We start from the raw sequence: 21,691 nt of genomic DNA on the forward strand, positions 1-21,691 counted from the left end.
AATTCCTAGTATAGTAGGACTGATTTCAAGCTTATATCTATAATTTAATCTAGCTTTATTTTTACAGAGTGTTTCAATACAAAAAAAGACCACCTAAAAATTTATTATAGTGGTCTTTTTGGTATTAAAAATTATTAAAAAATCAGGTTAATCATCCAATTTTTCTTTATTAACTACATTTAATTTATCATCAAATGTGTAAACTACTGGTTCACCAGTCTTCATTTCCAAGTTCATAATATCTTCATCAGAAATATTTTCGATGTACTTGGTTAATGCGCGAAGTGAATTACCATGAGCAGCAATAATGACATTCTTACCAGCTAATAAGTCTGGTGCAATGTGATCTTCCCAGAATGGCATTACCCGTCCTAAACAAACCTTGAGGTTTTCAGTCCGTGGAATGATGTTGGGGTCAAGATCAGCATAGCGGCGGTCATGTACTTGACTAAATTCTGAATCATCTTCCAATTTAGGTGGTAAAACATCGTATGAACGACGCCAAATGTGAACTTGCTCGTCACCATACTTGTCTGCAGTTGCCTTCTTGTTTAAGCCTTGCAAACCACCGTAATGACGTTCATTTAATCTCCATGATTTCGTTTCTGGTACCCAAAGTTGATCACTTTCGGCTAATGCATAATGCAATGTCTTAATGGCACGAGTTAAAACAGAAGTATAAGCTTGGTCAAACTTTAAGCCATGCTTTTTAAGCAATTTACCTGCGTTCTTGGCTTCTTCAACACCTTTATCGGATAGGTCAACATCAACCCAACCAGTAAACTTGTTTTCAAGGTTCCATTCACTTTGACCGTGACGAATCAAAACTAATTTTGACATGAAATATCTCCTTTGCAAATTAAAAGTTTCACTTATTATTTTACACATTTACATTTTGTTTTCATAGAGTTTAGAACCAAAAATAATGTTTTAATTGCCTAATTTAAGCTACAATAGAGAAAGTAATGATTATCAGAAAGAGAAAAGTTCATCATGATGAAGTTCAAAAAATTATTTCTCGGTCTTGCAACAATGACCGCACTATTTACCGGTGGTTGTTCACAAGCAAAAAAGCAATCGGAACCGGTTTTAACAAAAACTGCCGCAATCAAAAAAGCCCAACAGACTTTCAAAAGTGGTCAAGCCAAGCAATTAATTGATCTTAGTACTGATACAGCTAGTCAGGTTATTACAAGTTCTTATACCTTTGGTGGCAATCCCACTGTTTTTCACCTTAATTACCAAACTCAAGTTAAGGACAAAAACAATAATATCGAAGAATGGATCAGTAATACTAACAAAACTTATATTAATGGGCAAAGTAATTGGTATTACTCGGACCTTAAGCAAATGAGCGGTCATTCATACGCCGATTTACTTGACGCAATCATGAATAATAATTTGCTAATGAACCCGCCGCAAAAATTAGTTAACGCTTATAAAATGAAACGCTCCGGCAACACCTATACATTGACGGCCACAATTACCGACCCTAAAATTATGCGCGAGGCAGCCGAACCGATTTTACTTACTAATACTCAAAGTCAGCGGCAATATCCCACCTACCACAAGTTAGTCAAAGCCGGCAAATATAAGAAAATGGACGTCAAACTCGTAATTAAAAACCAAAAATTAGCAACATTTAATTACAAAGTTAATTTACAAATGGGCAAAATGTTCCAAATGAATATTGGACAGAGTTATGCTAATATGCGTAGTCAAGATTTTCTCAAGATACCGAATAATGTTTTAACGGCAAAACCACTGCCAAAGCAAAAAAAATAACTATCAAAAAACGCCTAAGTTATAAAGTTAATCCCGAAATTGATTTTTGGTCTAATCCAAAGGGTTAACTTCTTTGACTGTCTTCTTTTTATTATTAATCAAAGTGAATCTGGCTTCATTAAAAAAACATTACCTTGAAACTCAAGGTAATGTTTTTTTGCTATAATTATATTTGAATTGAGAGCAAATTGTTTTGAGGGCGGTTGGCTGTTTTTCCTAAGAAAGGAGACAGTGCTTATGGTGCGAAATTCTTCAGAAAGGTTGACAGTCATTGAGCGTTTATCATGCGCTAGAATTAGTGCTAGCATTCGCTACGTTTATTCTCGTCTTGTTGACTTATATCGACAAGCACAAGTAAACAAAAAGACCGTCCCAGCAAAACTTTGGCAGGTTATGGGATTGGTCTTTTTGATTAACTTATAATTTGCCAACCGCCTTTAAAGCGGCTGCTTGAAATTCAGAAGAGAAGTCTTGTTTGTTCAAGGCTTCTTTTTCTTACAATCATATTGTAGCACGTTTGGCTTTATTTTATGCAAGAACTTGACTGCGTTATTGCATATTTTTCTCTATATCGTTTAACTGTTATTCGGCTAATACCTGTTAATTTTGCTACTCTTGTATTGTTAGTGCCTTTTTTATCCAACGCAAAAGCATGTTGTAATTGGGGACTATTTTAGAATATTTAGTTAATTTTGATGGTTAGCTTTACTGTAGCTTTTTTCTTTGGCTTTTTTTCTTTTTCATTTCATCACCTCCTTACATATTATGTAATGCACACTTTTGGTAAATTGTTAAAAGTTAGTTTTATGTAAAATTTGTAGGCAATTCAAGTAAAAGGATTTTTCTTCGTGTCATCGAAAACATTTCTATCTGGGGCAACAAACCAATATGTTGCCTCACTCGTAGCATCAACAAAGGCGGCTACACAATCAATTTGGGCTCTTTCAAGTTATCATTACAATAAGATTGTTGTTGAAAGCGGAAACGGTTATGATTGTAAGTGTGAGATAGTAAATTTCTTAATGGAGGTTTAATTATGAAACTAGGAATTATTGGTAGTGGCAAAATTGTGCATGATTTTTTTCAAACCGCAGATAAAATCACTAATTTAGAATTGACCGCAATTTCAACAACCAAACGCAGTCAAGCGATTGCACAGGACTTGGCACAAAGATACGGTATTCGTGATGTCTTTGACGATAATGCGCAATTATGTAGTGATAATAATGTTGATACTGTCTATGTTGCCGTACCTAATTCATTACATTATGAAATTGTTAAGCAGGCAATTATGGCAAACAAAAACGTCATCTGTGAAAAGCCATATGTTGAAACTGTAGCCGAGGCTGAAGAACTTAAGCAACTGGCTGATCAGCATAATGTAATCATCGTTGAAGCAATCACCAATTTACATTTGCCCAACTATCAAGCAATTAAAACGGCACTAGCCCAAATTGCTCCAATTCACATTATTTCTCTTAACTACACCCAATACTCTAGTCGCTATGATGATTTTTTAGCAGATAAGATTGCACCTGTCTTTGACCCTAAAAAAGACGGGGGAACTCTGATGGATTTAAATATTTATAATATTCACTTGGCTGTTGGTCTTTTTGGTAAGCCCCAATCCGTTCAATACTACCCTGTTATGCAAAAAAAGATTGATACTTCTGGCATTCTGAATCTAACCTACCCAGATAAACAGGCTGTATTAGTAGCATCTAAGGACTGCTACACTACTCCACGTTCCTTTATTGAAGGAGAGAAAGGAACAATCCATTTTGATGGTTCTACCGGAGTCCTTAATTCCTTTACAATCGAACTGCGTAATGGTGACACTCAGCGTTACAATTATAATAAGTTTCTGCACCGGATGGCTAGCGAATTTACTGACTTTGTTAAAATTATTGACCAACATGATGTTCAGACTGCCAATATGCTATATCATCACAGCATTAATGTAATGGATGTCTTGGCCCAAGCAAAAGCCTCCGTCAATCATTAACTTGTAAGTTTGCTTCCTTTGACCAGTTTCAATTTTGGAGATTGTTGATTTAGCAACATTAGCCTTTTCAGCAATTCTCGCTTTACCAAGATAAACAAAAGCTCACCATTATTCTTTTGGCTTGATCACGCCTTAACCCAATATAACCGCATAGCCTTAGAATTTAAAGCGGGCTAAGAGTTATAGGCAACTGGCAAGCCATTTTAAATATTCAAGATTCTGCTTATCAGCACTGTACTGCTAAAGGTCACATCAGTCATTATTTATCAGAAAGACTGGGGCGATTATTAAACATGTTACAACCAAAGGCTGATACTTTAGACATTAATGATAAAAATAAATCTATTCAAGGAATAGTTGTTATCCCAGATAAATTTATGTATCAGCAAATAAGGGGAGTAATAAAAGCAAGTCATTTAGAGTGGGAATTCTGAAAAAGTGATATTGAATACATCTTAGATTATGTAATTAATCCTAATCCTCAATAACTTAAAAGGATTGATGAAATTTGGGGTAAAGATAATGAGTGATCGAATTGCTAAATTAATTAATTGTTTGAAGACACTCTTGATCGAGCAGTAGCCTTCAAACAATTAATACTCAAACAACAGCAAGAACTGTCTGACCTTATCAAGACAGTTTGGGCTATAATTATTGATAGTGAGGTAAAGAATATTGGATTACGAAGATAAGTTTCACTTAACAGCAGAAGAAAATAGACGATTTGCTAAAACGAATCTAACCAAGCTAGTTTTTACCAATTCACGTTTTGAAGGTTTAACTACGACTATGCCGCAAACTCAAACAATTATTGACGGTTTGGGAGTTGACGGTGTATCGATTGACGATATTAATACGATTGTGCAGCTAAAAAGAGGTTGGCAATTTATAATTAATAATAAAGAGCCTTTAACTTTAGCAACAGAAAAAAAAATTAATGCAATTGTTGCTCGTGATAGTGCCGCTTTCCCTGGTTACTTACGAAACGGAACTGGCGGTGTAAGTACCTATCGAGGTGATTTTGAACCGCCAATAATTGACGAACAAGAGCAAGAGCATTATTTGAATTCAATTTTAGCAAGTAAGCGCACCACTACCGATAAGGCATTGACCATTATGTATCACAATATGCGTGAGCAGATGTTTTACGATGGTAATAAACGGACAGCCACAATTGCTGCTAATAAGATAATGATTGATAACGGAGCTGGGCTAATTAATGTACCGCTAGATTATTGGACCACTTGGCAGAAGATGTTAGCCGATTATTATTTTTCCAATGATATGACAAAATTGAAAGATTGGACGTATAAACATGGTATTCAAGGCATGGAGCCTAATTTACGTGCTCGTTCACAAAATGTTGGTAAAGAAATTTCTCCAGATGAACAAGCAAAGAATCTTTCGGAATTTAAACACTTTAGAGACACGTTAGATGATGACGGATTTGGATTATCATAATTAGCATTAGCAACACAAACAGCCTAACAGAAATGATGTGACCACTAAAATTAGGCAATGTCATTAAGTTAAGCAATACTCTTTATTTAAGAACTGCACTTTTTTTAAATTGTAGTTCTTTTTTAGGTGATGCTGGTTAAAGCTAGGTAGATATTACCAAAAATTGAATAGCGTTTAGCAATTTAGAACTTAAATCAACGGCAAAAGTCATATCATAGCTCCATTTTTATAAACTATTAGAATTATGATTGCTTAGATAGGGAAAAGAATGCAAGCAAAAAGCCCAGTTAGAGTTAATTAACTGAGCTTTTTGGCCTAACTTAATGACATTACCTAATTATAGGGTTCAAATTAAGGATCGCATTTTTATCTAAAATTAACTGCTTTCACAAATTGTGTTGGACTGATGGCGTAGTAGCGCTTGCCAGCAATTATAACTTGACCACCGTAAGTCCGAATGCTGTGGTTGCGTAATAATTTCGGATCAGTCGTACGCCGACCCGCAGTATCGTAAGTATAAGCATTCCGAGTTAGTATACGCTTCTTGCCAACAATATTACTTGCAACAATATATTCATTATCTCCTATTTGCAAATACTGCTTACCACTAATCAACTTCGCAGCTGTCACCGTGACAGTTGTGCCAGCAGTTTTTAGTCCTGAATTGGTACGTTGACCAGTTGCATCATATGTATAAGCATCATGCATCAAGGTCTTATTACCAGTTGGCAGTTTAGAAGTGGTATCTTTTCCAGCACCAACATCACTTTGCCCAGTATCAGTAGCTGAATTGTTATTGCCTGAATCTGGCTTAGCGCCAGTATCAGCTCCTTGCAAATCGTAGTAATACTTGACCAAAGAATAAAATTGGTCCATCGAATAGCCCCACTTGTTAAAGTAACCATCAGGGTCAGTATGATTCGTTCCGCCTAAAAAGCGTGAAACGGCATGGTGCGACCAGATTGTGCCGCTGCCTGTGTTGCAGGCATTGGATGGCACAAGATTATAGCGATGCAAGAGCTTAGCCGCATAGATTGCGTCATTGTTGACACTCTTAGCAAAGTTATCCCTAGTGTTTTCTTGACAAAGTTCAATTTGAATAAATCGATTATTGGCATTGGCACCAGCACCCCAAACACCATAGTTGGGCGTCATCATCTGAATAACTTGTTGACTGTCAACAAAGGCGTGAACGTAGGAATACATGTTCATCCACTCACGGTTGAAATAAATCGCTTCATTATAGGCTGATGCACCCGGTGTAGCCGTTTCATGAATAACAATTCCTTCAGGTTTACCTTTGCGATAATATATCTTATTACCATTGGCATAAAACTTATTGTATTGAATGTTCTGTGTTTGCAACATTTTATTCAAAAAAGTTACACCAACATAACTGTTTTGTTTAGCTATTGAATTAATTGATGCGGCTTCTACCGCTTGACTTTGATTTGTTTGATAAATAGGAGCAACTAAACCTACCCCGATAGCAATAGTAGTTATTAGTTTTTTGAGCTTCATTCTAACCGTTCATTCCTCATTTCTGCTTAGCAGCCTTAATGCAAGCTAAAAGTTTGCTTGCCTAATATACTGGTTAACTCCGATACGATAATATTTATTACCGTAAATTGTAATTGCCGAGCCAAAGGTAGCAACTGACTTACCTTTCTTCATTATGCTTTGATTATCACGATTGCCGTAGTCATTATAAACATAAGAGTTACGCTTTAACAGTTTCATCGTCCCATCAATATTGCCACTAGCAATATAGTGGTTTTCACCAATGCGGTAATACTTCTTACCATTAATAGTCTTGGTACCATAAGTTGCAATGATCTTGCCATTACTATTAACCTTTATGGCTTTCATGCCATTAACCCGTTCGCCTTTATTGTTATAAACATAAGCAGTATGCATTAAAGTCTTATTGACCTTCTTATCGTCTCGCGGCGCTTGGGCAGCTGGTGGTAGTGCACTGCCAGTATCTAAAACTGTGCCATTAACCCAGCCTTTGCCGGCAATATACATCCGCTTACTACCGTTATAGTAAGTAATTGTCTTGGTAACTGTAATCGAATCACCTGCATTGACACTATCCGTCTTAGCCGATAGTGAATGATCCGTTGGCCAAGCATAGGTTGCCGCATTCTTTTTGACAACATAAGATTTACTATCATTAGAAATCTGCGGGTCATATTGCGTTAAATTGTAACTGGTAATCCGATTATTTAAAATGCTGTCATAATTATTCGCCGTTGCATAGGTTCCAGTTAAGGCCTTCGTCGCATCAGTATAAGAAGCCGCATTTTCTAACCATGCACCTTGATAGCGATCTGGTTGCCAAGTAACACCTTGGCGTAATTTTTTACCATTATCATCAAAAGATTCTTGATAAGTATTATATTTTCTAAACTTGGCAACTACATAGTAGCTCTTACCGTTCTTATCTTCTTCGCGCGTCTTAGCCGAATATGTCTGACCAGGCCAGCTGTCATTAGCCTTCATACCAAATAAGTTATTGGCATTTACCGCCAAGCCAGATTGCCCCCAATTAGATTCAACAATTGCTTGCGCAATCATGACAGATGGATATAAACCATACTTCTTTGCTACTTTCTGTGCCTGACAAGCAGCCGTATCTAAGAATGCAGTTTCATTTCCCTGCGCTGCAGATACTTGTTGAACCCGCGTCGGGGAATTGGCAATTAAGTTGTTGGTAACTGGAATTACGGCTGCAGCTGCTAAAACAGCCGTGGATAATCCAGTGATTAGTCTCTTCTTCATAAATGTATTTTCCTCCTTAACCGACACTTTTATTGTATCGAGCTAGCTGTGGATAAACAATAGTTTACTTTTAATTGTAGTCAAAAAGTAATATTGTCTAGCTTATATTACAAATAGTAATCTATATTTCTAAACTATGTTGAAGCTTAGTAAGTAGGTGGCGTTTAATTCGCTGAAGATGTCCCCTGCTGATACCAGTTTCTTGAGCTAAAGAAGTAATCGTGTTATTTTCTATCAGATGACGATAAAATAACATAATTTCTTCTTCTGACATCTGTTTTACCTCATTTTCAAGTTCTAACCAATTATTTAGATTGCTTATTTGCCCAATTCCTGCTTCCAAAAGAAGCGGTACCTCACGAGCACAATGCACCTGCTCTTGACGCAACCGGTCAAGCGTATGCCAAATAATCTTGCCAAAAGCTTTGCGATCAACTTCTGCACGTGCCAAATTCTTTTCTTGTTGCAATATTGACGCATAGACGATAATTCCTTCCTGAAAAAGATCATCATAATTACTGTAATCTAGGCGAACATGGGCTTTTTTCAATGCTCCACGGACTAATTTCTGGTTACTCCAAGCGAGCATAAAACTTTCTTTACTAATCATTAGTTGTGACATTCCTTTTCGTAATTTTGTCACAAGCGCTTGTGCACCTTGAGATTATCAGTATTAGCTTTAAAATCAAAACCAGCGTTAATCACTTGCAATTACTTGGTAATATAATAATTGTCAAATAGCAAAAAAATAAAAAAACTGCTACTTATTGCGCCATCCTAAGTTAATTCTGGGTAAAAAAAGATGAAAAAAGTTGTTAATGCATCAATATAATGTATCAAGGCGGCAACTAAAACGAAAGATGGGATAATCTGCCTGTCTTAAAAAGGGTAATTCATAGTAGTCACTTAATTCGTTAATATACCGCAACTGTTTTTGTTGCAACAATTCCATGACCGCATCCTTCAACTGATGATCATCGGTGACAGGACTGGGGAAAAAATAATCTGCTTGATCAATTAATGATTGACCTTTGGGTTGCTTAATCTGCCAGCCAAGATAATCTTGTAAATGAGTATGAATTAGCTGAAAGAGAACGTGATTATAGGTTAAACTGCGTGATAATTGTGTACCGATATAGCGACTGCATTGCTCAAAGATAAAGCAATAATTATAATCTATTGTTTTGAAAGCCAGGCTGGAAATACTTAAATTGCTCGCCTCCACCATTCGATGTAACGCTACCCAATCGATATTGCCCCGATTATAACTGCGTGTTGAAAAGTAGGCTAAACGACCAGTCGCAATAACATTGCTGCCCCGAAAATTAAATCTGCGAGCTAAATATCTTTGAAATTCTAACCCCGCGAGCAGATTACGCCGGCTAAATGCCGTAAAAAGAGCACTGCTGCTACGTCGACTTAAGACAATTCCTTTACGACGATCAAAAATAACACTCTTATATTCACCAAGAAGGGGCTGATGTTGAAACTGATAAAGTACCAAAGTATCGGGGTTAATACAATAGTTAGGATCTGTAATCAAATACTGATCAAGAAGCGTATCCTTTCCTATACGCTCACGTATTAGTGTTTTGGACCACTTTCTATACTCTGCTTTTAAGGGTAAATTCCATTGGCTATTTTCTTTACGCACAATTAACCATCCTTTCATTTTTTATAGTGCATAATAAATAATTATAGCGCTTTCATTATGACTAAAAATGGCAATGACGTTGAAAAAGCAACGTTTAGTATTCAAAAATCATACTAATAATTTCATGAGGTGTTTACCTTATTTTTTGTAACCAAAAAACGGAAACGATTATTCGTTTCCGTTTTGGTAATTAATTATTTAATTGTCTAATTAAAAGTTAGCAACTCTAACGTATTGTTTAGCAGGTCCACCAATGCGGTAGTAAGTCTTACCGTTCTTGAACTTGAAAGGAGCACCGTAAGTAGTAACAGTGGAACCCTTCTTCAAGACCCGCTTGTCAGCGCGCTTGGTACTGGTCTTGTAAACATAAGCGTTGTGAGTCAAAGTACGAGAAGTTCCGTCAATGTTGTCAGCCATTACGTATTGGTTGTCACCAATCTTGTAAACAAGACTGCCATCGGCAAGCTTAGTTGCGTCACCATAAACATTTACGGTGCTGTAAGAAGCTAAAGTCTTAGTGCCAACGCGCTTGTGGTTTGCGTCGTAGATGTAGGAATTGTGCATAACTTGCTTAGTAACTGTAGGCGCTGGGGCAACTGAGCCATCAACGTACTTATTTTCAATATATTGGTTAGAATCAGCGCTGTTAACGTGAATATATGTCTTGTCACCAATCTTAACTGGGTTACCAAAAGTAGCAATCTGGTCACCATTCTTGATCGTGGTCTTAGATAGAGTTACTGTGTTACCCGTAATCTCGTAAACTGGCACCGTGTCGGTATCAGCTTGCACCGTCTTGTAAGTAGCACCTTTAGCACCCACCGTTAACATAAAGGTTACCTTAGTAGTCTTATTGTCAGGGTTAGTAGCTGAAACAACTACTGGATACTTCCCAGCAACAGCAGTATTAACCTTGCTGATGTCAACATTTGGCACTAAGACTGTCGTGTTAGTAGAACTGATTGTAGTCTTAAAGGCATCCTGAATTGCCTTAGTATCAACAGTGCCATTGACTGGTACATAGTTGAACTTAACACTGTCTGGTAAATCTTTGATGGTAGCAGAAACACTCATTGCCTTATTACCATTGTAACCATCAAGGGTAATTGCAGGATAAGTTGGGTCACTAGTGTCTGTACTTGGACTCACTGTAACAGTAAAGCTACCCGGCCTACCATTAGTAGCAATTAAATTAATAGTAACTGGGAAAGCAGTTGCTGGTTGATCAAAGGTACCATTAGCCTTAAGGGTAACACCAGCAGTTCTTAAGCCAGAAAGAACGTCTTGGTCAATGTCTGTAAATGAAGCATCAGCAGCATCCTTTGCACCTGCAGTTGTAATAGCTGGCTTATAAGCATCAGTAATACTCTTAACAACGCTGGCAACACTGTTACCAGTAGCAGTTAAAGAAACTGCCCCAGAGTTTACCAAGTTACCCTTACTATCTTGCATGTAAGGTGCACCAGTTAAGTTTGGATTGAACAACTTGAAGGCGTCACTTGCAATTCTAAGATCGGCAATGGTGCCTGAACCTGAAGCAGTCACATTATAAGTATTGCCACCTACAGTAATAGCATATCCTTGTCCAGCTGTTAAACCAGTAATTGTTACCGTAGCGGATGCTCTATAAGTATCATCGCCATTAAAGTTAGAAACTTCAGACGCATTTGGTTTAAGGGATGCACCCTGAGCACCAGTAACATCAACATCGCTTGATTTATAAATCTTAGCACTTGAGACTGATACTGAAGCCCCAGCAGGTAAATTAGGCGTTAACAATGATGCTTGGGCAGTTGAAGCAGCAGCACCAGCAACTAAACTAGGAATGTTAGTAACCTTTAATTTAAGTTCAGCTTTAGTTGAGCCGACATTTGTCGTACCGCCAACAACAGGCACATTCATATCAGCAAAAACTGTTGACACAGTAGAAGCAGCAGCCGGAGCAACAGCTAATAAAGCGGCAGCAGTGGCACTGACAATTCGTAAATTCTTTTTCATGTGGTCTATCCTCCTTGAATATATAAAAAAGGTAACAGACTGTATTAATCGTAAGAACCCATCTTGTAAACAACATCCTTCAAGCTGAATTCATAAGTTTATTAGCCTTATGAGGTAGCTTTCAAGCTGAATAATACGCATGCTTATAGGCTAAACGAAGCAAAGACATATCTATTACCTACCACGCTTCAAATTGTACGCATATTTAGCCGAAATTGCAAGAAACGTACCTAAACCCAATCAAATATTAAAGTAACCAAAAAACGGAAACAATCATTTGTTTCCGTTTTGGTAATTAATTATTCAATTGGTTAATTAATTAAAAGTTAGCAACTTTAACGTATTGCTTAGCAGGTCCACCGATACGGTAGTATGATTTACCGTTCTTGAACTTGTAAGGAGCACCGTAAGTAGTTACAGTTGAACCCTTACGTAATACGCGACGGTCAGCACGCTTCTTAGAAGTCTTGTAAACGTAAGCGTTGTGAGTCAAAGTACGTGAAGTACCATCAATGTTGTCAGCCATTACGTATTGGTTGTCACCAATCTTGTAAACAAGGCTACCATCAGCAAGCTTAGTTGCGTTACCGTAAACATTTACAGTAGTGTAAGCAGCTAATGTGTTTGAACCAACACGCTTGTGGTTTGCGTCGTAGATGTATGCGTTGTGCATAACCTTCTTAGCAACAGTAGGAGCTGGCTTAACTGAGCCATCAACATACTTAGTTTCTACAAATAAATCTGAGTCAGCACTGTTAATACGAGTGTATGACTTGTCACCAACTTTAATAGTACCAAAAGTAGCAACTTTGTCACCATTCTTAACAGTAGTCTTAGTGTCAGTTACAGTGTTACCATCAATCTTGTAAACTGGGACAGTATCAGTATCTGCTTGAACAGTAGTGTAAGTGGCACCCTTTGCACCAACAGTTAACATAAAGGTAACTGAAGTGGTCTTACCATCTGTATTAGTTGCACTTACAGTTACAGGATATTTACCTGCAACAGCAGTATTTACTTTACTAATATCAACATTAGGTACTATTGTTGTTCCATTAGTACCACTTACAGTTGTTGGAAACGCCTTTTGAATTTCACTTACAGCTACACCACTATTAAGTGAAACATAATTAAAGTCTGCATCACTAACATCTACAGTGTTATTTGTACCATAGAAAGTCAACGTATGTGTTGAATTAGTTGCATTAGGATTTGAATCCTTAAATACGTAGGTAATCTTTGGGAATGTTTCGTCACCCTTGTTAAGTGGATTAGGATCTACAGTTATTGGGAATGTAACCGTAGCATTGTTTGAAGCAAAAAGCACTGCCTTAACTGTAAATGGAGCAGTTGGCTTGTCAAAGCTACCATCAGCTTTTACAGTAATATTATTAGCTTTCAAACCAGCTTCAACATCACGCTTAAGGTCGTCCCATTCGCTGAAAGCAGCATTCGCAGATACTGTAGTATCTACACTATACTTTGCTTTAATTGCATCAATTACAGCATCAACACTGTACTTACCATTACCAAGACCAATAGCACCAGAAGTTACAGCCTTACCAGTAGAGATTTCCTTTGCAAAAGGAACACCGTCAGTAGTAGTAACACCAACTTGGAAAGTTCTACTTACTAAACCAAACGCTGCAAGATTCTTATTGTTATCAGTTGAGATCCCAGTAGTATCATCATTAATATAGTAGGTTTTATTTGCATCCAAGCCGGTAATAGTCATATTAGAAATAACAGCAACATAGTCAACACCTGGTTCAAGGGTATTAACAGGTTTTGCATCTGCAGCTGCACCTGTTGCACTACCATGGCTAACATAATCAGCTGCAGTTTGACCAGCAACATAGTGATAAATCTTAATTGGTGCATTAGTAATATTTGGTGTACCAACAGTACTCCAAACCTTTGCGTTCAATTTTGAAGCATCATCACCAGCCTTAACAGCACCATTGTTTAAAACAGTAATACCGGCTTTAATATGATCCGAACTAGAAACTTTACCAGATGTCACTGAACCAGTAACACTAGTATCAGCAAATACTGGAGCAACACTAGTAGCAGCAACTGGAGCAACAGCTAATAAAGCGGCTGCAGTAGCACTAACAATTCTTAAATTTTTCTTCATGTGGTCTTTTCCTCCTTGTGTATATACAAAATAGTAATAGGCTATAGGTTCAGTAGTTGAGCCTACATTGTTACAACACTCTTCGAGTCGAATTCATAAGTTTATAACTCTTATGAGGTAGCTCTCCAACTGAAGAACGCGCATGCGTACAGGCTTATTTACCTGAAGCATAGGCTATTACTCACCACATTTCATATTGTACCTGCCTTTAGTAGAAATTGCAAGGCATGTAGTTATTTTACATACTTTTGTAATAAACGCTTACAAAGCCAACATTAAATTATCAAGTTAGTTGAACTTAAATAAGCTTGCTATAACAATTAATCCTTAGTATATTTATCTCAATAAGATTACAGTAGAAATTTTATTACGGCAGAAATTTTACAGAATATTGACAATACTTCATTAGCGTTACATTAAAAAAGGTCGCGTCAATAATTGACGTGACCTTTTAATAAGACGATTATTGTTAGCTTAGGAAACGTTTGAGTTCCTTAATTATGCTAACTAATGTCTGTAAAAGCTTGAGACTAGTTTGACTTATTTTCAGAATGATCGAACACACTAGTAACAGTGCGTTCAACATATGCAGCAGATTGGGGAACCTTATACAGATCAACTCCACCCTTATTAAAGGCATCAGCTTGGGCAATTGTGGTCATTGCACTTTGAACAGCTTCTGCAGTCACATTGTCTGAGGCATCAGGCAATATGATGTTGGTCTTTTTGTTTTCGGAATTTAAGAATACTAGTTGTAACGATTTGGTTGTAGTTGGCATGATTATTTCCTCTTCCTATAAATATCTCTGATATTATTATCCAATTTGATCCATTGGAACTGCTTGTTTTTGAATCAAGACAATGTCGCCGAGCGTATCATTTTGAAGTTGTGCCAGTGCCTTACCGACTTCGGCTAAGCCACTAGCAGTGGCATTCTTCTTAACGTTCTGCATGACGCGGTTCTTGAAGCCCTTATCACCATATTTCTTAGAGTTCATAAATTTGTACTGAACAGATTGGTCAATTAATTCGAAATTCATTTTTAATACCTTCCTTACTATAGGTTATCTTTTAGTTGTAAGATTTCGGCGCCGATGTCTTACACTATTATTAACGAAATGAACCGGCAAATTGTAACAATTTTTTGGCAAAAATTTGCTAATTAAGCCAAGCAGTCCTCAATAAGTAGTCAAATCAGCTAAAACCATCTATAATTAACTTAGTATTAACAAGGAGGATATATTCCTATTATGAAAAAAACGACGATTGGGACGATTGTAGCAGTGATTATCATTGCTATTGGCGGCGGAGTCTTCTACGCAACCAGACAATCAACTAGCAACCAAGTTGATGCTTCTTATAATAAAGCAATTACTAGTGGTAAGACCGCTGTCAAAGATAAGGACTACACCAAGGCCAGCAGCAAGTTCGCTGCCGCTTTAGCCATTAAGAAGACAGCGCAAGCAGCAGCTTATAAGGAGCAAGCAGATAATATGCTTAGTGCAATTAAAGCTGCCAAGGCTGGCAAGTACGCTCGAGCACTAACCAAGACTAACAGTGTCATTACCAAAAGCAGCGGTTATAATGTGCTAATTAGTCAGGGACGCCAATTGAAGAAAACAATTGCCAACGTTCAAGATAATTATGAACACGAGATTAAACCGATTCTGTCCATGGCAAAACAAGCCCTGACTAACAAGCAATACCAGATGGCTAGCGACCAGTACCAGAAAGTGCTGGATTTACCTTACATTGATGGCAAATATTATGCTAAGTATAAAGAGCAGGCACAAGACGGACTTAAGGATGCTCAAAAAGCCGCCAAGACTGGTGACGGTACTAGTTCAACCCAAGGTTATGGCGTAAAATCTGGTAAGGTCAAAAACAACGTGGGCGAAACCGGTAATGCAGGTAAAACTGGTGAAGGTTCGATGGGTAATCACAAGGTGCGCGGCAAGACTGTTACCACTGATCAAATTACCCAATTACGTAAGCGCGTAACTAAATTAGGCTTTGACGGCATGTCATGGAGTCCGCAAGACTTAATCGATCTTTTCCGCAGCTCCAAGCGCACTAGTCCAAATCAAATCACTAAGAGTGACGTTCAACAATATTTAAAACCATAACGCATTAATTAAAAAATCGCCCAAGCGGCGATTTTTTATTTCTCCAATTATAATAACAATAGATAAGATGATATAATTTTATTAACCTTACTCAAAAAGAGAGCTGTTATTTTGCTGAAGCATTAGAATAGTTGCTTTTATAGTCTAAACTCGGTAAAATGACTATTGACTTTCACGTTTCCTATTTTTATTAAAGGAGTGTCCGCTTTGACTGAAAAAGAAAATAATATTAAAGATACAACTAACGAAAATGAACAAGAAAATGACGAAATTAAAGTCGTAATGCCTGAAGCCACTTGGACAACCATGCCGCAAGAGGAGTTCAAGGAGCAACCTGAATATCTGCAGGTTTTCACTAACTTTTATATTGCCAAATTCAACCAGCGTGATTTAGAAGTTATGAGTACTTATGATGTTAATTCCAACATGGTTGACATCAATCATTATCTGGTTGATAACATTCACTTTACTCGTAAAGAACTTGTGCGTCATGCCCTACAATACCACGATAATAATTTCCACCAATTGGTAGATGAGATTGTTCGCCAAGATCACATTGACCAGGAGTCAATGACTTCATACGAAGACTGGGATAATTGGTATGAAGAACGTCGCAATAATTTTTCGACTTCTTTATCATAATTTGCTTGTATTATCACTTAAAAAAGAACAAAATATATATTTAGCTGAGAATGTCAAATTGACATTCTCTTTTATTTAAAAAATATGGATATTAGTTTATTGGAGTACATAATAATATGGATCAAAAAAATAAACGGATTTCTGCGGCGGGTCTGCTGATTACGATTGGAATTGTGTATGGCGATATTGGTACCAGTCCGTTATACGTTATGAAGTCAATCGTTACTGGTAATGGCGGAATTGCCAACGTGAACCGTGAATTAATTTTGGGCTCAATTTCTTTGATTTTTTGGACAGTGACCTTATTAACAACTGTTAAGTACGTGATGATTGCCTTGCACGCAACCAACCACGGTGAAGGTGGCATCTTTGCTCTCTATGCACTCGTGCGCAAACGTGCCAAATGGCTGGTAATGCCCGCATTAATTGGAGGAGCAGCACTACTTGCTGACGGGACTTTGACGCCGGCGGTTACGGTAACCACCTCAATTGAGGGCTTGAAGAATATGCGCTTTGGTTCAAGCATTCCTGTTCCTAACCAAAGTTCAGTGGTTATAATTACACTGGTAATATTACTGGTGCTCTTTTCAATTCAAATGCTTGGTACTAGTAGTATTGGTAAGGCCTTTGGTCCAATTATGTTTGTCTGGTTTACTTTCCTTGGACTGATTGGTATTTACAATATGAATCAAGATTGGTCAATCTTGCAAGCACTCAACCCCATTCTTGCTATTAAAGTATTATTCAGTCCAACTAATAAAGCCGGCATCTTTATTTTGGGATCAATCTTCCTTGCTACGACGGGAGCTGAAGCCCTCTATTCCGATGTTGGTCACGTTGGTCGCGGCAACATTCTAGGGTCGTGGCCATATGTATTTCTTTGCTTGGCACTAAATTATCTGGGTCAAGGAGTATGGATTTTACAAAATCCCAACTACCAAACTCACGGCACAGAGCTTAACCCCTTCTTTGAAGCCGTTCCGACCAACTTACGTCTGTTTGCCATTATTTTGGCAACGATTGCGGCCATTATTGCTTCTCAAGCCCTGATTACCGGTTCATTCACACTCGTTTCCGAAGCCAGTGGTTTAAAATTCTTGCCACGAATGAAAATTAACTATCCAACTACCGAACATGGACAGATTTATATTCCTTCCGTCAATAAGATGATTTGCGTAGCCACAATGGCCATCGTTGTCTTTTTCCAAACTTCAGAACATATGGAAGCTGCCTATGGGCTGTCAATTACGGTGACGATGCTTATGACCACCGTCTTATTATTTGAATATCTCGGGGCTAAACACCATCCATTCATCCTGCGACTTTGTTTCTTAATCGCCTTTGGCTTTATTGAAGGCATGTTTTTAATTTCTAGTTTAACCAAATTTACTCATGGTGGATACGTGACCGTTTTAATTGCGGGCTTCATCGGCATTATTATGTTCATCTGGTACTTTGGTAATAAGGTTCGTGACAAGCACGAGGGCGCTAATACCTATGTTCGCCTAGATAATTACACCGATATGCTTACCGACCTTAGTCATGATGATGATTACCCTGTTTATGCCACCAACCTTGTTTATATGGCTAAAGTTAAATACAATAAGTTTATTAAACGGGAAATTCTCTACTCAATCTTAGATAAGCGGCCAAAAAGGGCTAGTGCATATTGGTTTGTTTCCGTTAATATTACCAATGAACCCTTTACCGCTAAATATGCGGTTAACACCTATGGCACCAAGAATGTCATCAATGTGCAGCTTTTCCTAGGCTTTAAAAAGCAAACCAGCGTAAATGTATACTTGCGCCAAGTAGTTCATGATTTGATTAAAGATGGCACTATCGAATCGCAGCCACAGGAATACACCACTACCCCGGGACGTGAAGTGGGAGACTTCTCCTTTGTTATTGTCAACGATGTAGTCAGCCCCTTAACCAAGCTCAAGGGCTTTGAAAAGTGGATTGTGACTGCTCGTGTCTGGTTACAAAACCTTTCTTCAAATCCTGCTTCATGGTTTGGTCTTGAATATACGGACACGGTTGTTGAAAGTGTGCCGCTGATTCTTGGTCGTCCGAGCCGTGACTTACACATTAAGCGCGTTGCGCCGCGTGATTATTCCCACCTCAAAAATGAGGATGATGAATAAAAAAAGAATTGTATCTTTTACTTGATACAATTCTTTTTTCTTACTTAAAATTTCTTACTTTGACGTATTGTTTCTTCGGTCCACCAATGCGGTAATATAATTTGCCGTTTTTAAATTTATAAGCTGCACCATATGTTCGAATATATCTGCCCTTACGTAGCAAGCGATGATTAGCACGCTTTCTGCCAGTTTGATAAACATAAGAATTATGCTTTAATTGGCGCAAGGTGCCATCAATGTTAGCTGCAAGCACGTATTGGTTATCTGCTAATTTATAAGCCAAAACGCCATCAGTTAAGCGCACGGTTTCAGGATAAACCATGATATTTTCATATGAGTGAAACTTCGAATTACCAACTCGGTGATGATTAATATCATAAATAAAGGCGTTATGCATTAGTTTTTTACTGATTTTTGCTTGATCTAAAGTATAAACATATGTAATACTTTGAGGATTATTTTCAAAAAAGCCCGTTGCCTTTTCTGGCCTTAATTTTAGACTATAACCAGTAATTTTCTTTTCTTGGGAAGTATAACCTTCTCCCAGATGCCCTTTAAGAATTTCATCTGGTGCCAAAGTATTGCCTTGTTCATCTTGATAATGAACTGTCACATCGCCGCCTTGCACATTCTGAATACTGGAGCCAGCATTAGGGATATTTTCCTTAGTATAATAAAAACTAAATTCCTTTGGTTGTACTTGTTCACCATTGTACGGATCGATAAAAATAACATTCTGCGAATTCCTGTTATCATTAGTTAAGAAATATCTTCGGCCATTGTTGTCAGTTATCTCTTGTTTTGGAATAAATTTTTCACCAAGCAATCCTTCGCATGTTTCATCTTTAATCTTGTTATTACTACTTTTATCTAGGTAATGAATAATGATGTCTTTAGCACGAGTAGAATTCTCTGAATCTAAACGCACATAAGTGCCCGCATTTTTAGAACCATCAAAATTATCGAAGAAATTACTTGAATGTTCATCTTGGTCTTCAGGATGAACAGAAGTGCCTTTGCCTATCTTGTACCATTTCCAGTATCCGGCACTACCACTCGTTGGGAGATATTTATTCGACGAATTGACAAATTCGGTGCCTAACTTTAAGGTATTCAATGCGGCACAATTAGCAAACATGGCACCCATTACCACATGTTTAGTATTAAAATTGGTTAAATCCAAATTATATAAACTGCTGCAATTACTAAACATGCTAGACATGTCAGTTACTTTTGACGTGTCAAAGTGGCTGGCATCTAATGAAGTTAAACTAGAACATTCCTCAAACATGCTGGACATGCTAGTCACACCGGAAGTATCTAACTTCTCTAGGCCTTCAATTTGAGTTAAAGCTCCCAGGCCACCAAATAAGTATGAAGCATTCCCTGTAATTGTTAAATTACCGGTTATCTTTATTTTTTTAAGTTTCGTAATAAGTTCAATGCGACCGTTTTGAAAACAAACCCAGAATAAAGGCCTAGGATCGGTAATAGTGCCACCGGAAATATCTAACTCTTGATTATCGTCAGTTAGCGTCAAAGTTACATTGCTGGCTTTTCCATCTGTACTTTCCCAATTCGGCAAGTCAGCTACCGTTTTGATAGTCTTTTTTGGTTGCGCTGGTTGGTTATCATTAATAGGAGGTTGAACTTTTTCATTTGTTTCACTACCTATCTGCTTTGATAAATTATCATCAGCACCATTAGTTGTATTTGCAACTGGTACAATATTATTTGCAGTTTGCTTTAATTTTGCAGTGTTAACCGATTGATCAGTTGTTTGATCAGCCTTCACATCTTGAGTATTTAATGCTACTACACCTAAGGCCGCCGCAGCTACACTAGTTACTAAGGCCTTGCCTAAATAAAAATTTGCTTTTTTACTCATAATTACATCTCCTATTTATATACCACCATAAATATGGTATCATATTTTTTGATGTATATATACTAATTTTATGTTATTTTATATATAAAGTTAAGGCCTCTTTTTGCCCAGTCATTTGAGACTTTTTATTTAATGCTATACACATCAAATTGGTAAAATATTATCCATTTATTTAGAAAATGTTATTTTTCACTTACCGATCTAGGTATAATATAAATAGTCTTTTTGAAGTCATGGTTTTATCCAAACAGATTTTAATTACTAGTTATCTAGCAAAGTGAGTAAAGCAATAAAACAATATAAAAATAGCACCATTCCACTTGGGAATGATCTGAACCCCGAAATTAAGACAAATTAATTTCGAGGTTTTTATTATGTCTAAATTATCTAAGCAAGACAAAATTGATATCTATAATCTATGGAAAAACTATCAGGTTGGTTCTGGAGAATTAAGTCGCAGATATGATGTAAATATTAGTGTACTTAACTACTTAGTTGCTTTAATCGATCGCCATGGTTTTAGTATCCTCAATAAATCCTACATTACTTATTCTGCAGAATTTAAAGAACAGGCTATTAGACGTGTCATAGTTAATCATGAGTCTTTGTACAGTGTTGCGCTGGACTTAGGACTTAAGAGTCCAGGTATACTGTTTAATTGGGTGCGCTCTTACAAAGAAAACGGGTATAATGTCATTATTAAACTGAAAGGACGCCCTCGTCATGAAAGCCAAAAACAAGCTGATCAAGCAGGAAAATCACCGCTTAAAGCAAGAAAACCAAGCCTTACGCCAAGCGAACTTAAAACTTACTATCGAGAACGAATTTGTAAAAAAATTGCACGTCTTAGTCAACCAAAGGAACAAGAACCAAAAGCCGAAGAAATAGCTGCGGCAGTTACCCAGCTAAGACGTGAACTTAAAGTCAGTGTAACTTTTATTCTTGAAACTATTAACGCCAATCCTGATCTGCCGCACATGTCACGCAGTAATTATTACTACACCATTAATAAGAAAGATAAAGATGCCAAAAATCAACCGTTAATGACCTTAATACGCAAAATA

General features: G+C 37.3%; 20 protein-coding genes and 1 pseudogene. 9 read left to right on the plus strand and 12 right to left on the minus strand.

Annotated features, from left to right (window positions below):
* Positions 1 to 147: 147 nt before the first annotated feature.
* A complete protein-coding gene (locus F5ESL0246_RS07240; RefSeq protein WP_122019095.1) occupies positions 148 to 840 on the minus strand; it encodes a 2,3-diphosphoglycerate-dependent phosphoglycerate mutase in 693 nt (230 codons plus the stop codon).
* A gap of 153 nt (positions 841 to 993) precedes the next feature.
* Between F5ESL0246_RS07240 and F5ESL0246_RS07245 the strand changes: the two genes are divergently transcribed.
* On the plus strand, positions 994 to 1,785 hold the full coding sequence (locus F5ESL0246_RS07245; protein WP_233551611.1) for a DUF6612 family protein: 792 nt from the start codon (positions 994 to 996) through the stop codon (positions 1,783 to 1,785).
* Between the two features lie 298 nt (positions 1,786 to 2,083).
* On the plus strand, positions 2,084 to 2,143 hold the full coding sequence (locus F5ESL0246_RS08535; protein ID WP_369916878.1) for a putative holin-like toxin: 60 nt from the start codon (positions 2,084 to 2,086) through the stop codon (positions 2,141 to 2,143).
* A 165-nt stretch (positions 2,144 to 2,308) separates the two neighbouring features.
* On the opposite strand, the pseudogene F5ESL0246_RS08540 reads toward F5ESL0246_RS08535, so the two are convergent.
* Positions 2,309 to 2,437, minus strand: a pseudogene (locus F5ESL0246_RS08540) (recombinase family protein); the annotation flags it as partial.
* Between the two features lie 384 nt (positions 2,438 to 2,821).
* On the opposite strand from F5ESL0246_RS08540, the gene F5ESL0246_RS07255 reads away from it, so the two are divergent.
* The gene (locus F5ESL0246_RS07255; RefSeq protein WP_122019100.1) at positions 2,822 to 3,790 is read left to right on the plus strand and encodes a Gfo/Idh/MocA family protein; all 969 of its coding nucleotides are present in this window, start codon (positions 2,822 to 2,824) and stop codon (positions 3,788 to 3,790) included.
* Here F5ESL0246_RS07255 and F5ESL0246_RS08545 read toward each other — a convergent pair.
* Positions 3,725 to 3,865, minus strand: a complete 141-nt coding sequence (locus F5ESL0246_RS08545; RefSeq protein ID WP_369916879.1) for a hypothetical protein — start codon at positions 3,863 to 3,865, stop codon at positions 3,725 to 3,727. The two genes, F5ESL0246_RS07255 and F5ESL0246_RS08545, sit on opposite strands and share 66 nt — an antisense overlap.
* 218 nt (positions 3,866 to 4,083) lie before the next feature.
* Here F5ESL0246_RS08545 and F5ESL0246_RS08275 point away from each other — a divergent pair, with 218 nt between their 5' ends.
* Positions 4,084 to 4,224: a hypothetical protein gene (locus tag F5ESL0246_RS08275; RefSeq protein WP_158592804.1), complete on the plus strand. Its 141-nt coding sequence runs from the start codon at positions 4,084 to 4,086 to the stop codon at positions 4,222 to 4,224.
* A gap of 241 nt (positions 4,225 to 4,465) precedes the next feature.
* A complete protein-coding gene (locus F5ESL0246_RS07260; RefSeq protein ID WP_369916872.1) occupies positions 4,466 to 5,251 on the plus strand; it encodes a Fic family protein in 786 nt (261 codons plus the stop codon).
* A gap of 366 nt (positions 5,252 to 5,617) precedes the next feature.
* On the opposite strand, the gene F5ESL0246_RS07265 is transcribed toward F5ESL0246_RS07260, so the two are convergent.
* The 8 genes from F5ESL0246_RS07265 to F5ESL0246_RS07300 form a co-directional block, all read right to left on the minus strand.
* A complete protein-coding gene (locus F5ESL0246_RS07265) occupies positions 5,618 to 6,772 on the minus strand; it encodes an SLAP domain-containing protein (protein ID WP_122019104.1) in 1,155 nt (384 codons plus the stop codon).
* 45 nt (positions 6,773 to 6,817) lie between these two features.
* The gene (locus tag F5ESL0246_RS07270) at positions 6,818 to 8,035 is read right to left on the minus strand and encodes a glucosaminidase domain-containing protein (RefSeq protein ID WP_122019106.1); all 1,218 of its coding nucleotides are present in this window, start codon (positions 8,033 to 8,035) and stop codon (positions 6,818 to 6,820) included.
* 121 nt (positions 8,036 to 8,156) lie between these two features.
* The gene (locus tag F5ESL0246_RS07275; protein WP_147441064.1) at positions 8,157 to 8,678 is read right to left on the minus strand and encodes a sigma-70 family RNA polymerase sigma factor; all 522 of its coding nucleotides are present in this window, start codon (positions 8,676 to 8,678) and stop codon (positions 8,157 to 8,159) included.
* Positions 8,679 to 8,858: 180 nt separating this feature from the next.
* Positions 8,859 to 9,689: a hypothetical protein gene (locus F5ESL0246_RS07280; protein ID WP_122019110.1), complete on the minus strand. Its 831-nt coding sequence runs from the start codon at positions 9,687 to 9,689 to the stop codon at positions 8,859 to 8,861.
* A gap of 210 nt (positions 9,690 to 9,899) precedes the next feature.
* Positions 9,900 to 11,687 carry an SLAP domain-containing protein gene (locus F5ESL0246_RS07285; RefSeq protein ID WP_122019112.1) on the minus strand — a complete coding sequence of 596 codons (1,788 nt, stop codon included), beginning with the start codon at positions 11,685 to 11,687 and terminating at the stop codon, positions 9,900 to 9,902.
* 319 nt (positions 11,688 to 12,006) lie between these two features.
* Positions 12,007 to 13,824, minus strand: a complete 1,818-nt coding sequence (locus tag F5ESL0246_RS08400; protein WP_233551612.1) for an SLAP domain-containing protein — start codon at positions 13,822 to 13,824, stop codon at positions 12,007 to 12,009.
* Between the two features lie 530 nt (positions 13,825 to 14,354).
* Positions 14,355 to 14,603, minus strand: coding sequence for a DUF2922 domain-containing protein (locus F5ESL0246_RS07295; RefSeq protein WP_122019114.1), 249 nt, complete (start codon positions 14,601 to 14,603; stop codon positions 14,355 to 14,357).
* A 36-nt stretch (positions 14,604 to 14,639) separates the two neighbouring features.
* Positions 14,640 to 14,864, minus strand: a complete 225-nt coding sequence (locus F5ESL0246_RS07300) for a DUF1659 domain-containing protein (protein ID WP_122019115.1) — start codon at positions 14,862 to 14,864, stop codon at positions 14,640 to 14,642.
* Between the two features lie 210 nt (positions 14,865 to 15,074).
* On the opposite strand from F5ESL0246_RS07300, the gene F5ESL0246_RS07305 reads away from it, so the two are divergent.
* The 3 genes from F5ESL0246_RS07305 (at position 15,075) to F5ESL0246_RS07315 (ending at position 18,739) form a co-directional block, all read left to right on the plus strand.
* Positions 15,075 to 15,950 carry a hypothetical protein gene (locus tag F5ESL0246_RS07305; RefSeq protein ID WP_122019117.1) on the plus strand — a complete coding sequence of 292 codons (876 nt, stop codon included), beginning with the start codon at positions 15,075 to 15,077 and terminating at the stop codon, positions 15,948 to 15,950.
* A 207-nt stretch (positions 15,951 to 16,157) separates the two neighbouring features.
* Positions 16,158 to 16,592 (plus strand): hypothetical protein, encoded by a 435-nt coding sequence (locus F5ESL0246_RS07310; RefSeq protein WP_122019119.1) that lies wholly within the window; start codon positions 16,158 to 16,160, stop codon positions 16,590 to 16,592.
* Positions 16,593 to 16,708: 116 nt separating this feature from the next.
* A complete protein-coding gene (locus tag F5ESL0246_RS07315) occupies positions 16,709 to 18,739 on the plus strand; it encodes a KUP/HAK/KT family potassium transporter (RefSeq protein ID WP_122019120.1) in 2,031 nt (676 codons plus the stop codon).
* Positions 18,740 to 18,779: 40 nt separating this feature from the next.
* Here the strand turns inward: F5ESL0246_RS07315 and F5ESL0246_RS07320 are convergent, their stop codons facing one another.
* Positions 18,780 to 20,627 (minus strand): MucBP domain-containing protein, encoded by a 1,848-nt coding sequence (locus tag F5ESL0246_RS07320; protein ID WP_122019122.1) that lies wholly within the window; start codon positions 20,625 to 20,627, stop codon positions 18,780 to 18,782.
* Between the two features lie 374 nt (positions 20,628 to 21,001).
* Between F5ESL0246_RS07320 and F5ESL0246_RS07325 the strand changes: the two genes are divergently transcribed.
* Positions 21,002 to 21,691 (plus strand): transposase (locus F5ESL0246_RS07325; RefSeq protein ID WP_147441049.1); only part of this gene is annotated, 690 nt, incomplete at its 3' end.

Source organism: Lactobacillus sp. ESL0246, assembly GCF_003692965.1.
In the GTDB taxonomy this organism is placed as follows: Bacteria; Bacillota; Bacilli; order Lactobacillales; family Lactobacillaceae; genus Lactobacillus.